The organism is Acidovorax sp. BoFeN1 (genome assembly GCF_003345135.1).
In the GTDB taxonomy this organism is placed as follows: Bacteria; Pseudomonadota; Gammaproteobacteria; order Burkholderiales; family Burkholderiaceae_C; genus Acidovorax; species Acidovorax defluvii.
In genome coordinates, this window is sequence record NZ_QOZT01000034.1 from 24,907 (window position 1) to 35,411 (window position 10,505).

The 10,505-nt window shown below is 62.6% G+C and carries 14 protein-coding genes; 11 read left to right on the forward strand and 3 right to left on the reverse strand.

The genetic code is table 11. The features are described from left to right. Window positions 1-57 precede the first annotated feature (57 nt). The gene (locus DTW89_RS09765; RefSeq protein WP_114655798.1) at window positions 58-465 is read right to left on the reverse strand and encodes a rhodanese-like domain-containing protein; all 408 of its coding nucleotides are present in this window, start codon (window positions 463-465) and stop codon (window positions 58-60) included. Between the two features lie 72 nt (window positions 466-537). Here DTW89_RS09765 and gpmA point away from each other — a divergent pair, with 72 nt between their 5' ends. From gpmA to DTW89_RS09785, 4 genes are all read left to right on the forward strand, one after another. Next, a complete protein-coding gene (gpmA, locus tag DTW89_RS09770; protein ID WP_024816126.1) occupies window positions 538-1,281 on the forward strand; it encodes a 2,3-diphosphoglycerate-dependent phosphoglycerate mutase in 744 nt (247 codons plus the stop codon). A 119-nt stretch (window positions 1,282-1,400) separates the two neighbouring features. Next, window positions 1,401-2,837 carry a S41 family peptidase gene (locus tag DTW89_RS09775; protein WP_114655799.1) on the forward strand — a complete coding sequence of 479 codons (1,437 nt, stop codon included), beginning with the start codon at window positions 1,401-1,403 and terminating at the stop codon, window positions 2,835-2,837. Window positions 2,838-2,915: 78 nt separating this feature from the next. Continuing rightward, entirely contained in the window at window positions 2,916-3,668 is a 753-nt protein-coding gene (locus tag DTW89_RS09780; RefSeq protein ID WP_114655800.1) for a HesA/MoeB/ThiF family protein, read from the forward strand. Between the two features lie 114 nt (window positions 3,669-3,782). Beyond that, window positions 3,783-4,196, forward strand: coding sequence for a response regulator (locus DTW89_RS09785; protein ID WP_024816129.1), 414 nt, complete (start codon window positions 3,783-3,785; stop codon window positions 4,194-4,196). Window positions 4,197-4,279: 83 nt separating this feature from the next. Here DTW89_RS09785 and DTW89_RS09790 read toward each other — a convergent pair whose 3' ends face one another. Next, window positions 4,280-4,912: a response regulator gene (locus tag DTW89_RS09790; protein ID WP_114655801.1), complete on the reverse strand. Its 633-nt coding sequence runs from the start codon at window positions 4,910-4,912 to the stop codon at window positions 4,280-4,282. Between the two features lie 141 nt (window positions 4,913-5,053). Here DTW89_RS09790 and DTW89_RS09795 point away from each other — a divergent pair, with 141 nt between their 5' ends. The 6 genes from DTW89_RS09795 to DTW89_RS09820 all read left to right on the forward strand — a co-directional run bounded on the left by DTW89_RS09795 (window position 5,054) and on the right by DTW89_RS09820 (window position 9,572). Further along, on the forward strand, window positions 5,054-6,418 hold the full coding sequence (locus DTW89_RS09795; protein WP_114655802.1) for a sensor histidine kinase: 1,365 nt from the start codon (window positions 5,054-5,056) through the stop codon (window positions 6,416-6,418). A 232-nt stretch (window positions 6,419-6,650) separates the two neighbouring features. Further along, the gene (locus tag DTW89_RS09800) at window positions 6,651-6,815 is read left to right on the forward strand and encodes a DUF1328 domain-containing protein (RefSeq protein ID WP_024816132.1); all 165 of its coding nucleotides are present in this window, start codon (window positions 6,651-6,653) and stop codon (window positions 6,813-6,815) included. Window positions 6,816-6,886: 71 nt separating this feature from the next. Then, a complete protein-coding gene (locus DTW89_RS09805; RefSeq protein WP_024816133.1) occupies window positions 6,887-7,276 on the forward strand; it encodes a hypothetical protein in 390 nt (129 codons plus the stop codon). Between the two features lie 38 nt (window positions 7,277-7,314). Further along, complete coding sequence (locus DTW89_RS09810; protein ID WP_114655803.1) at window positions 7,315-7,869, forward strand: ferritin-like domain-containing protein; 555 nt, start codon at window positions 7,315-7,317, stop codon at window positions 7,867-7,869. Between the two features lie 108 nt (window positions 7,870-7,977). Then, window positions 7,978-8,295, forward strand: a complete 318-nt coding sequence (locus DTW89_RS09815) for a BON domain-containing protein (protein WP_114655809.1) — start codon at window positions 7,978-7,980, stop codon at window positions 8,293-8,295. Window positions 8,296-8,492: 197 nt separating this feature from the next. Then, window positions 8,493-9,572, forward strand: a complete 1,080-nt coding sequence (locus tag DTW89_RS09820) for a zinc-binding metallopeptidase family protein (protein ID WP_114655804.1) — start codon at window positions 8,493-8,495, stop codon at window positions 9,570-9,572. A gap of 3 nt (window positions 9,573-9,575) precedes the next feature. On the opposite strand, the gene coaD is transcribed toward DTW89_RS09820, so the two are convergent. Continuing rightward, window positions 9,576-10,076: a pantetheine-phosphate adenylyltransferase gene (coaD, locus tag DTW89_RS09825; protein ID WP_114655805.1), complete on the reverse strand. Its 501-nt coding sequence runs from the start codon at window positions 10,074-10,076 to the stop codon at window positions 9,576-9,578. Between the two features lie 243 nt (window positions 10,077-10,319). Between coaD and DTW89_RS19385 the strand changes: the two genes are divergently transcribed. Beyond that, a partial coding sequence (locus DTW89_RS19385) for a helix-turn-helix domain-containing protein (RefSeq protein ID WP_161555634.1) occupies window positions 10,320-10,505 on the forward strand: 186 nt, incomplete at its 3' end.

A 10,505-nucleotide genomic window follows, 5' to 3' on the forward strand; every position in this document is an offset into this window, starting at 1 on the left:
GGCGACCTTTCGGAAATTCGGGGAAAAAAGAGGGTCTTGCCTGTAGCTGGGGCCGTTTCAGGACTTTTCTACCGGCAGGCTGGCCTCACGCCAGGCCTTGAGGCCGCCGGCCATGGCCTGGGCGTTGTCGTAACCGAGTTTTTTCGCCATGGCCACGGCGCGGTTGGCGCGTGCGCCACTGGCGCACACCAGCACCAAGGGCAAGGCCTTGTTCTTCACCAGCGCGGGCAGACGCTCTTCGAGCTGGCCCAGAGGCACATTCTTGGCGCCGCCCACATGGCCAGCAGCAAACTCTTCGGTCTCGCACACGTCGATAACCACGGCTTTTTCCCGGTTGATCAGCTGCACGGCACGCACAGGCGTGAGCGAACCACCACTGGCACTTTTGAGCAGCGGCCACAGCAACATGGCGCCCGATGCAAGTGCTACGAGGATCAAATACCAGTTGTCGATAACGAATTTCACGAAGATTCCTTGGGTTGGCAAACCGCACGATTCTAAAATGTATGGTTTTGACCCGCTTTCCCTAGGGACACCATGCACAAACTCGTTCTGATCCGACACGGCGAATCCACCTGGAACCTTGAAAACCGCTTCACCGGCTGGACAGACGTTGACCTCACGCCCACCGGGGTGTCGCAGGCCATGTCCGCAGGCAAACTGCTCAAGGCCGAGGGCTACGAATTCGACGTCGCCTTCACCAGCGTGCTCAAGCGCGCCATTCACACGCTGTGGTATTGCCTTGACGAGATGGACCGCACCTGGCTGCCAGTGCAAAAAAGCTGGCGCCTGAACGAGCGTCACTATGGCGCCCTGCAGGGCCTGAACAAGGGCGAAACAGCCAAGCAATATGGCGACGCACAGGTGCTGGTGTGGCGCCGCAGCTATGACACGCCGCCACCAGCCCTGGAAGCCACCGACCCACGCTGCGAACGCGGCGACCCGCGTTATGCCGGCATGAACCCACAGGACGTCCCCCTGACCGAATGCCTGAAGGACACCGTGGCGCGCGTGCTGCCCTACTGGAATGACACCCTTGCACCCGCCATTCGCTCGGGCCAGCGGGTGGTGGTTGCCGCCCACGGCAATTCCATCCGGGCGCTGGTCAAATACCTGGACAACATCTCCGATCATGACATCGTGGAACTGAATATTCCCAACGGTATTCCACTGGTATACGAGCTCGACGACGACCTCAAGCCCATCCGCCACTACTATCTGGGCGATGCCGAGGCTGCTGCCCGTGCCGCCGCCGCCGTAGCGTCGCAGGGTAAAGCGTAAAGTCGGCGTAAAGCCGGGCCAAAACCCGAAAAATCCTGCGAAAGTGAGCACCCGCGCGGAACCGCAGCGGGCGCGGCCCTTCCAAGTTGTATATTGAAATGAAGCGGTAAAGGTGTTCTATGGGCCACAAACTCAAAATTGCAGGGTGGGTATCGATCGGCGTGGTAGCAGGAGCGCTGACCACGGTGTCCCTGCAGACGGTGGCGCGCGGCGCCATGACGCCTCTTCCGCTCGAAGAGATCCAGCAGCTTTCCGCCGTGTTTGGCCTGGTCAAGACCGACTATGTCGAACCCGTGGATGACAAAAAGCTGATCACCGACGCCATTTCCGGCATGGTGGCCAGCCTGGACCCCCACTCCCAGTATTTCGACAAGAAATCCTTCAAGGAATTTCGTGAAGGCACCTCGGGCCGGTTTGTCGGCGTGGGCATCGAGATCACGCAGGAAGACGGGCTGATCAAGATCGTCTCGCCCATCGAGGGCTCCCCCGCCTTTCGCGCCGGGCTCAAGACCAACGACCTGATCACCAAGATCGACGAAACCGCCGTCAAGGGGCTGTCACTCAACGACGCCGTCAAGAAAATGCGCGGCGAGCCCAACACCAAGGTCACGCTCACCATCCTGCGCAAGGACGAAAGCCGGACCTTCCCCGTCACCATCACGCGCGAAGAAATCAAGACCCAGTCGGTCAAGGGCAAGCTCATCGAGCCGGGCTATGGCTGGGTTCGGCTCTCGCAGTTCCAGGAACGCACGGTGGATGACTTTGTGCGCAAGGTCGAGGAAATCTACAAGCAAGATCCGCAGCTCAAGGGCTTGGTGCTCGATCTGCGCAACGACCCCGGTGGCCTGCTGGATGCGGCCGTCGCCATCTCGGCGGCGTTCCTGCCAGCCAACGTCACGGTGGTCAGCACCGACGGCCAGCTGGCCGAAAGCAAGGCAACCTACAAGGCTGCGCCCGAGTTCTACCAGCGCCGCGGCAGCGGCGACCCGCTCAAGCGGCTGCCTGCAGCGCTCAAGACAGTGCCGCTGATCGTGCTGGTCAACGAGGGCTCGGCATCCGCCAGCGAAATCGTGGCCGGCGCATTGCAGGACCACAAGCGTGCCACCATCATGGGCAGCCAGACCTTTGGCAAGGGTTCGGTGCAGACCGTGCGCCCACTGGGGCCGGACACCGGCCTCAAGCTGACCACGGCCCGCTATTACACGCCCAGCGGCAAGTCGATCCAGGCCAAGGGCATCGTGCCCGACGTGATGATCGACGAGTCGGAAGAAGGCAATGTGTTTGCCGCCCTGCGCATGCGCGAGGCCGACCTGGACAAGCACCTGGGCAGTGGCCAGGGCGAGGAGCAAAAGGACGAGGCCCGCGAAAAGGCCCGCGAAGAAGCCCGCAAGCGCCTGGAAGAAGAAGCCAAGAAGCCCATGGCTGAGCGCAAGATCCCCGAGTTCGGCACCGACAAGGACTTCCAGCTGACGCAAGCCCTGAACCAGTTCAAGGGCCGTCCCGTGCTGGTCAGCAAGACGCTGACCGAACGCAAGGAAGAAAAGAAAGAAAACTGAGACAGTGATCGTCCCACCGAGGCCGGGCTTCCCAGGAAGCCCGGCCTTTTTCACGCGCTACGCCCCAACATACCTGCCATGACCGACGACCAGCTCCTGCGCTACTCCCGCCACATCCTGCTCGACGAAGTGGGCATCGAGGGGCAAGAGCGCATTCTGGCCAGCCATGCGCTGATCATCGGGGCGGGCGGGCTGGGCTCGCCGGCAGCACTGTTTCTGGGATCTGCGGGCGTCGGACACATCACACTGGTCGATAACGATGTGGTCGATCTCACCAATCTTCAGCGCCAGATCGCCCACACCACCGCCCGGGTGGGGCAGCCCAAGGTGGTGTCGGCCGCGCAGGCCATCACGGCGATCAATCCCGAGGTTCAGGTCACGGCCCTGCAGGCACGCGCCGATGCCGCACTGCTCGACACCCTGGTGCCCCAGGCCACCGTGGTGCTCGACTGCAGCGACAACTACGCCACGCGCCACGCGGTCAACGCTGCCTGTGTGCGGCATGGCAAGCCCCTGGTGGCCGGGGCGGTGATCCGCTTTGACGGTCAGATCACCGTGGTAGACCCCCGCGATGCGGCATCGCCCTGCTATGCCTGCGTGTTCCCACCCGACGCGGTATTCGAAGAGGTGCAGTGCTCAACCATGGGGGTGTTTGCACCGCTGGTGGGCGTGGTGGGCGCCATGCAGGCAGCCGAAGCGCTGAAGTGGGTGTCTGGCGCAGGCCCGTCGCTGGCGGGCCGCCTGCTCATGCTGGATGGCCGCGCCATGGAATGGAACACCATGCACCTGAAGCGGCACCCGGATTGCCCGGTGTGCTCGGCCGTGAAGTAAGAAACGTCCTACGGCTACAACGTGTAACGGCTGGCAGAATCCACCCATCGACCCCGTTAAATTCAAGGCTCGGCCTTCGCACCTTTGCACCGGTCGCACCCCATGGATCAGGCTGTGAAACTCCGTACCTATATTGTTGAAGACAACGCCACGATCCGGGCGAATCTGATTGACGCACTGGAAGAACTGGCGTGTGTAGAAGCCGTAGGTGTCGCCGCCACCGAAGATGAAGGCAAGGAGTGGCTGATGGCCCACAGCGGACAGTGGGACTTGGCGATCGTGGATCTTTTTCTTCGCCAGGGCAGCGGCCTTGGCGTGCTGGCTGCCTGCCGCGCACGCGAACCTGGCCAGAAAATGGTGGTGCTGAGCAACTACGCCACTCCCGATGTGCGTATGCGCTGCGCGCAACTGGGTGTCGATGCGGTCTTTGACAAATCCAATGAAATCGATGCCCTGGTGGACTATTGCATCGAGCACAGCAGCAAGGCGTCAGATTGTGCCCCAACGCCTGGACCGGACGCGCCGTGACGCCCCTCGCCCTGCACAGACTGTGCCGGGGCACCCCTGACAAGGCGCTGCCAAAGCGCTGCCGGGGGCACAGGCCCCGCCTGTCAGTCGATCAGCCGGTTTTTCAGCGCGTAATAGGTCAGATCGCTATTGGACGAAAGGGCCATTTTTTCCATGAGCCGCGTGCGGTAGGTGCTGACGGTCTTCACACTCAGCGACAAGGCCTTGGCGATATCGCCAGCCGTTTCGCCCTTGGCCAGCTTCAAAAACACCTGGAATTCCCGCTCAGACAACTGCTCGTGTGGCGGCGCATCGTCCTTGCGATTGAGTTGCTGCGCCAGCAGCTCGGCCACGGCAGGCGTGAGATAACGCCGCCCCAGCGCGATGGTGCGAATGGCCTCGACGATCTCGAAGGGCTCGCACTCCTTGTTGAGGTAGCCACTGGCGCCCTGGCGGATCAGGTTGATGGCGTAATGCTCTTCGGGATAGCCGCTCAGTATCAGAATGCCCATGTCGGGCGCCTTGGCACGCAGCATGGCCAGCGCATCCAGCCCGCTCTGGCCGGGCATGGACAGATCCATCAGCAACACGTCAATTTCATGGTTGCGCACGAGATCGATGGCTTCGCGTCCATTGCCTGCCTCGCCCTCCACGCGCAAGTCCACATGTTCCGACAGAAACTGCCGCAGCCCGGTACGGACAATCGCATGGTCATCCACAATGCCTATCTTGATCATTTAGCCTCTTTCAGGAGATGGACAAGCCACTCCGGGGTCGTTGTTGTTGCACACGCGTGCGCTGCCCTGTGCTGCACCGCCCGACCTTGCACACCACAGGCGACAGCGTAGCAGTTCACCGCCATTATCCGAATATCCCGCATGACCCTCAAAGATCACTCTTGGCACTGGCTCCGCAAAAGCCGTTCGATGGCCATCAGCCTGCCATTCGCCCTGCTGGCCGCACTGCTGCTCATTGGCATCAACGAAGTGGGGCACAAACGCTCCCAGGATGCTGTTCAGGCCATGAGCCACGGGCAGCAAACCCGCAATGCAGCCAACCGCCTGCTGCAAAGCATGCTGGACGCAGAAACGGGCCAGCGCGGTTATCTTCTGACTGGCAATGAAGGATATCTGGAGCCCTACGACAAGGCCGTCATCACGGTGAAAACCAACCTGGAAGAGTTGCACACCCAGTATCTGCATTCAACAGAAGACCTGCAGCAGTTTGCCCTTTTGGCACTGGCGGTATCGCGCAAGCTGGCCGAAATGGAACTGAGCCTGCGCCTGCGCCGGCAGGGCAACGAAGATGCATGGAAGTTCATTCTCTTCACCGACGTGGGACGGGAACACATGGACTCCATCCGCCAGCTGACCCACACGCTGATCGAACGCAGCAGCCGCAAGATCCAGGAACACCAAAGCCAGATTGTGCAATCGCTCATGCTGTCGCGCATCGGCATTGCCACCGTGACGGCCATCGGACTGCTGGCGTTTTACATGTACCTGCGCCAGGCACGCACCCTGCAACAGATCAGCCAGCGCGAACAGGATGTGCTGGAGCATGAGCGTGAGCGGCTGGAAGGCCTGGTGCGCGAGCGCACCGCGTCGCTGTCCGAACTGGCCAGCCATCTGCAGCAGGTGCGCGAAGACGAGCGCGGCTTCCTTGCGCGTGAGTTGCACGACGAACTGGGTGCCTTGCTGACCTCTGCCAAGCTCGACGTGGCCCGGCTCAAGTCCAAGATCGATCACCAGGCGCCCGACATTGCCGAACGCCTCAAGCACCTGAACGAAACGCTCAACAGTGGCATTGCCCTCAAGCGCCGCATCATCGAAGACCTGCGCCCCTCCTCGCTGTCCAACCTGGGGCTGACGGCAGCCCTTGAGATCCTGACCCGCGAACATGCCGAGGGTGCCGGCATCGAGGTCGAGACCAATCTGGAGGCTGTAGAGCTGACAGAGGCCACCCAGCTCACGGTCTACCGGCTGGTGCAAGAGGCCCTCACCAACATCAGCAAATACGCCAAGGCAAAAAAGGTGCTGGTGACCGTGCACGGCTACCCCACCCATGTGGCGGTGCAGGTGCGCGACGATGGCGCGGGCTTCGACCCGGCGGGCGTAGGCCCCACGTCGCACGGGCTGGCCGGCATGCGCCACCGGGTAGAAGCCGCAGGCGGACGTCTGACCATCACTTCGAGCGCCGACAGTGGCACGCTGATATCGGCAGTTCTGCCCAAGCCGCGCTGAGCCAACCGCGCACAACGAACTGCTGACTCCCCGCCCTGCACATCCGTGCGGGGGCTCCAACCGTGGCCGGACCATCGGTGACGTCCTACAAGCCGGCCATCCATGCGCTGACACGGGGCCGCGCCAGCCACCGGCATTCAGGGCGGGCGGTGTTGCCTACAGTACATCTCAGGCGCTGAATTTTCTGGCGCCAACCAACTGCCGGTACCACCGGCCCCATAAGGAGATGGAAATGCTGCATTACGCCGTTGTCTTTCTGGTCATCGCACTCATCGCCGCCGTGTTCGGCTTTGGTGGCATTGCGGCAGGCGCCGTTGGCATTGCCAAGATCCTGTTCTTTGTGTTCGTGATCATGGCCATCGTGACCTTTGTGCTGGGCCTGATGAAAAAGGGTTGACCCCTTCCATCCTGCCTGCCACTTCCTTTGACGCCACGCGCTAAACACCCCATTTTTTCCGGAGAATTTCCATGAGTATCCAGTCCACCACCGACAAAGTAGCAGACAACGCCCGCAATCTGGCAAACAACGTGCTGCAAAGCGCCCAGGACGCCGTGCAGAGCACGCGGGACGTTGCCAATGAATCCCTGGACAAGGCCGAGACCGGCGTGCGCCACCTGCGCCGCGAAGCCAGCCCGGTGATCGACGACCTGGCCACCCGCGCCCAGGACCTGGCTGCGCGCAGCATCGATTTTTGCGCCGACACCGGCGCCCGCGCACGCCGCCAGGTTCAACATGCCGCCGACGCCACCACGCGTTACGTGGTGCAGCAACCGGGCAAGTCGGTGGCCATTGCCGCCGCTGCGGGTGCCGTTGTGGCAGCTGCGTTGCTGGCGTTGTCCCGTCGCCGCAATTCCTGATCCATCGCAGCGCTGTTGCCCACGTTGAAGGTGCCCCCATGAATACGATCAGCCAGCTAGCCCCACATGCCTCGGGCATGACGCTCGACGAGAAGGCCCTCAAGGCCGCGGGTTCGAGCCACCTCGACGAGGGGGCTGTCACGCCAGCTTTCCGCCAGCATCGCGATGACATCGTGCGCCTGCTCAACGATGCCCTGGCAACCGAGCTGGTGTGCGTGCTGCGCTACAAGCGCCACCACTTCACCGCTCATGGTATGTCGTCGCCCGCCATTGCAGCGGAGTTCATGGTGCATGCCAATGAGGAAACGGCCCACGCCGACCTGATTGCCCGGCGCATTGTGCAACTGGGCGGTGAGCCGGACTTTTCGCCCGACACGTTGCTGGCCCGTAGCCATGCCGCTTACGACACCTCGTCAGACCTCAAGGCCATGGTGAAAGCCAACCTGGTGGCCGAGCGGATCGCCGTGGAGGCCTATCGCCAGATGATTGCACTGATTGGCGACAAAGACCCGACCACCAGACGCATGCTCGAAGGCATACTGGCCGACGAAGAAGAACATGCCGACGAACTCAAGGATTTGCTGGAAGCTTAGCCCTCGCTTCCAGCACCACAACAGCCAGCCGGTTACGGAGGGTGCAATAAACCGGCAGACTGTGATTTTCCCTAGCACCCGCGCCCCAACTCAATGAAGGAATACACCATGAAATACGCACGCGCCCTTGCCTTTGCAGCAGCTGCAGCCATCACCGTTGTCACCGCCACCGGCTGCGCCGTTGCGCGCAACCAAGAAACCCTTGGCGCCTATGTAGACGACGCAGGCATCACCACCGCCGTCAAGGCCAAGATGGCAGAAGACAAGACGGTGGCGGCCACTTCCATCAGCGTTGAAACGCTGAACGGCACGGTCCAGCTGTCGGGTTTTGCAAAATCGCAAGCCGAAAAGAACCAGGCTGAAGCCATTGCACGCAGCACCAAGAACGTCAAGGAAGTACGCAACAGCATCGTTGTGCGCCCCTGAGCGTTGACGCCCGTCGCTCTCGGCAACGGCGCAAGCCCTGCCGCAGCGGTGAGGTTGATAAAGGGCACAAGCGCCGGACACACATCCGGCGCTTGTGCCCTTTTTCTTTGTGTCCCGCTGCCTCGCGCCTCCCTCTTTACGATCTTTGCCTGTTTGGCCCGCCCCGCGCTTGTTCGCAGGGGTTAAGCTGCACCACCATGCGGGTATTCAATTGCGACCATTGCGGTCATCTGGTTTTTTTTGACAGCGTGCAGTGCCTGCACTGCGGCAGCACGCTCGCCTTTGTGCCCGACCTGTTCACCATGGCGGCGCTGGCCCCTGCATCGCAAGACGGGCCGGACCTGTGGCGCAGGATGGGACACCGCGGCAGTGCCGACTACAGCGGCCGGCTCTATCGCATGTGCGGCAACCGCACCGCCTACGACGCCTGCAACTTTGCCGTGCCAGCCAACGATTTTTCGCCGCTGTGTGCTTCATGCCGGCAAACGCGCGTGCTGCCCGACCTCTCCGAGCCCGCCAACCTGGGCCGCTGGAAGCAGATTGAATCGGCCAAGCGCCAGCTTTTCTACACCCTCGCACGCCTGGGACTGGAGCCCGCGCCGGGCCGGGCCGGGCCGGTGTTCGAGTTTCTGGCCGACTGGCCTGGTGGGCCGCCCATCCTCACGGGCCACCACGGCGGCACCATCACCCTCAATGTGGCAGAAGCCGACGACGGCGAGCGCGCACAGCGGCGTGTGGCGCTGGGCGAGCCCTACCGCACCCTCATCGGCCACCTGCGCCACGAATCGGGCCACTTCTACTGGGACCAGCTGGTGCGCGACGGCCACCGCCTGGAGGCCTTTCGCAGCGTGTTTGGCGACGAGCGCCTTGATTACGCCGCCGCCTTGAGCGCCCACTACGCCAGAGGCAACGACCTGGGCGACTGGCGCCAGCACCATGTGAGCAGCTACGCCGCGTCGCACCCCTGGGAAGACTGGGCCGAAACCTGGGCGCATTACCTGCACATGGTGGACCTGCTCGAAACCGCGGCCAGCTACCAGACCAGCGTGACCGTGCCCGACCCGAACGCCGCCCAGCACCACCAGGTGACCGACCCCTTCGCCAACCCGCGCCCGTCGTTTGACGACATGGTGCGCCAGTGGGTGCCCCTGACCCTGATGCTCAACAGCCTGAACCGCAGCCTGGGGCAGAACGACGCCTACCCTTTTGCACTGTCATCTGGCGCCATGGGCAAGCTGCGGTTTGTGCACGACCTGGTGCAGGCCCCCGCAGGCTGAGACTCAGGCCGATGCTGCGCGCTGGAGCTTGTGCATCAGGCGCTCATGCACCACAGGCGAGACAAACTGCGCCACATCGCCACCCAGCGTGGCAATTTCGCGCACCAGCGTGCTGCTGATGAACTGGTGCTGGCTGCTGGGTGTGAGGAACACCGTCTCGATGTGCGGCACCAGCGCGCGGTTCATGCCCGCCAGCTGGAATTCGTAGTCGAAATCGGTGCCCGAGCGCAGGCCGCGCAGCATGGCCGTGCCGCCGCGCGCAGCGGTGAACTCGGTCACCAGGCCATCGAAGGGCTCTACGCTCACCTGCGGGCAGTCGCGCAGGGCCGCGCGCGCCATGTCCATGCGCTCGTCCAGGTTGAAAAGGGTCTTTTTGTGGTGGGCCATGGCCACGGCCACTATCACCCGGTCAAACAGTTGCGCCGCACGGCGCACCAGGTCTTCATGCCCCAGGGTGATGGGGTCGAAAGTTCCGGGGTAAACGGCGAGCACGTTGTGGGCCATGGGCTGGGGTCTCCTGGTGGGTAGATGGGTTGGCCTCGGCTTGCGGACCTGATGGCCGCCACGGCAAGCCTGCCGGGCCGTGTGGGCGCATTATGCGGCGCGCTGCGCGCACGCAAGGGCCGCAATGCCTGCCCGCTGACTTTTATGCGGCGGATTCCAGAACGAAGTGCACCAAGCAATAGGTTGGGCCAAGAGTGCATAGGATGCTCTCTTGTTGACCGGCCAGTCGCAAAGGAAAGCACTTTGAACTACACACACTTGACCCGAGAAGAACGATACCAAATCCACGCACTGTGCAGCCTAGGGATAGGCATTGCAGCCATCGCTGGGCACCTTGGTCGCCACCGCAGCACCATCGGGCGGGAACTCTCGCGAAATGTCAGCGAAGCGGGCTATGACCCGTCAAAGGCCCATGCGCAGGCTCGCGAG

What these genes read in the sequence shown, in the direction of transcription:
- gpmA (WP_024816126.1), top strand. Translation starts at nt 538, where the DNA reads ATGCACAAACTCGTTCTGATCCGACACGGCGAATCCACCTGGAACCTT.
- DTW89_RS09775 (WP_114655799.1), top strand. Translation starts at nt 1,401, where the DNA reads ATGGGCCACAAACTCAAAATTGCAGGGTGGGTATCGATCGGCGTGGTA.
- DTW89_RS09780 (WP_114655800.1), top strand. Translation starts at nt 2,916, where the DNA reads ATGACCGACGACCAGCTCCTGCGCTACTCCCGCCACATCCTGCTCGAC.
- DTW89_RS09790 (WP_114655801.1), bottom strand. Translation starts at nt 4,912, where the DNA reads ATGATCAAGATAGGCATTGTGGATGACCATGCGATTGTCCGTACCGGG.
- DTW89_RS09795 (WP_114655802.1), top strand. Translation starts at nt 5,054, where the DNA reads ATGACCCTCAAAGATCACTCTTGGCACTGGCTCCGCAAAAGCCGTTCG.
- DTW89_RS09800 (WP_024816132.1), top strand. Translation starts at nt 6,651, where the DNA reads ATGCTGCATTACGCCGTTGTCTTTCTGGTCATCGCACTCATCGCCGCC.
- DTW89_RS09805 (WP_024816133.1), top strand. Translation starts at nt 6,887, where the DNA reads ATGAGTATCCAGTCCACCACCGACAAAGTAGCAGACAACGCCCGCAAT.
- DTW89_RS09810 (WP_114655803.1), top strand. Translation starts at nt 7,315, where the DNA reads ATGAATACGATCAGCCAGCTAGCCCCACATGCCTCGGGCATGACGCTC.
- DTW89_RS09815 (WP_114655809.1), top strand. Translation starts at nt 7,978, where the DNA reads ATGAAATACGCACGCGCCCTTGCCTTTGCAGCAGCTGCAGCCATCACC.
- DTW89_RS09820 (WP_114655804.1), top strand. Translation starts at nt 8,493, where the DNA reads ATGCGGGTATTCAATTGCGACCATTGCGGTCATCTGGTTTTTTTTGAC.
- coaD (WP_114655805.1), bottom strand. Translation starts at nt 10,076, where the DNA reads ATGGCCCACAACGTGCTCGCCGTTTACCCCGGAACTTTCGACCCCATC.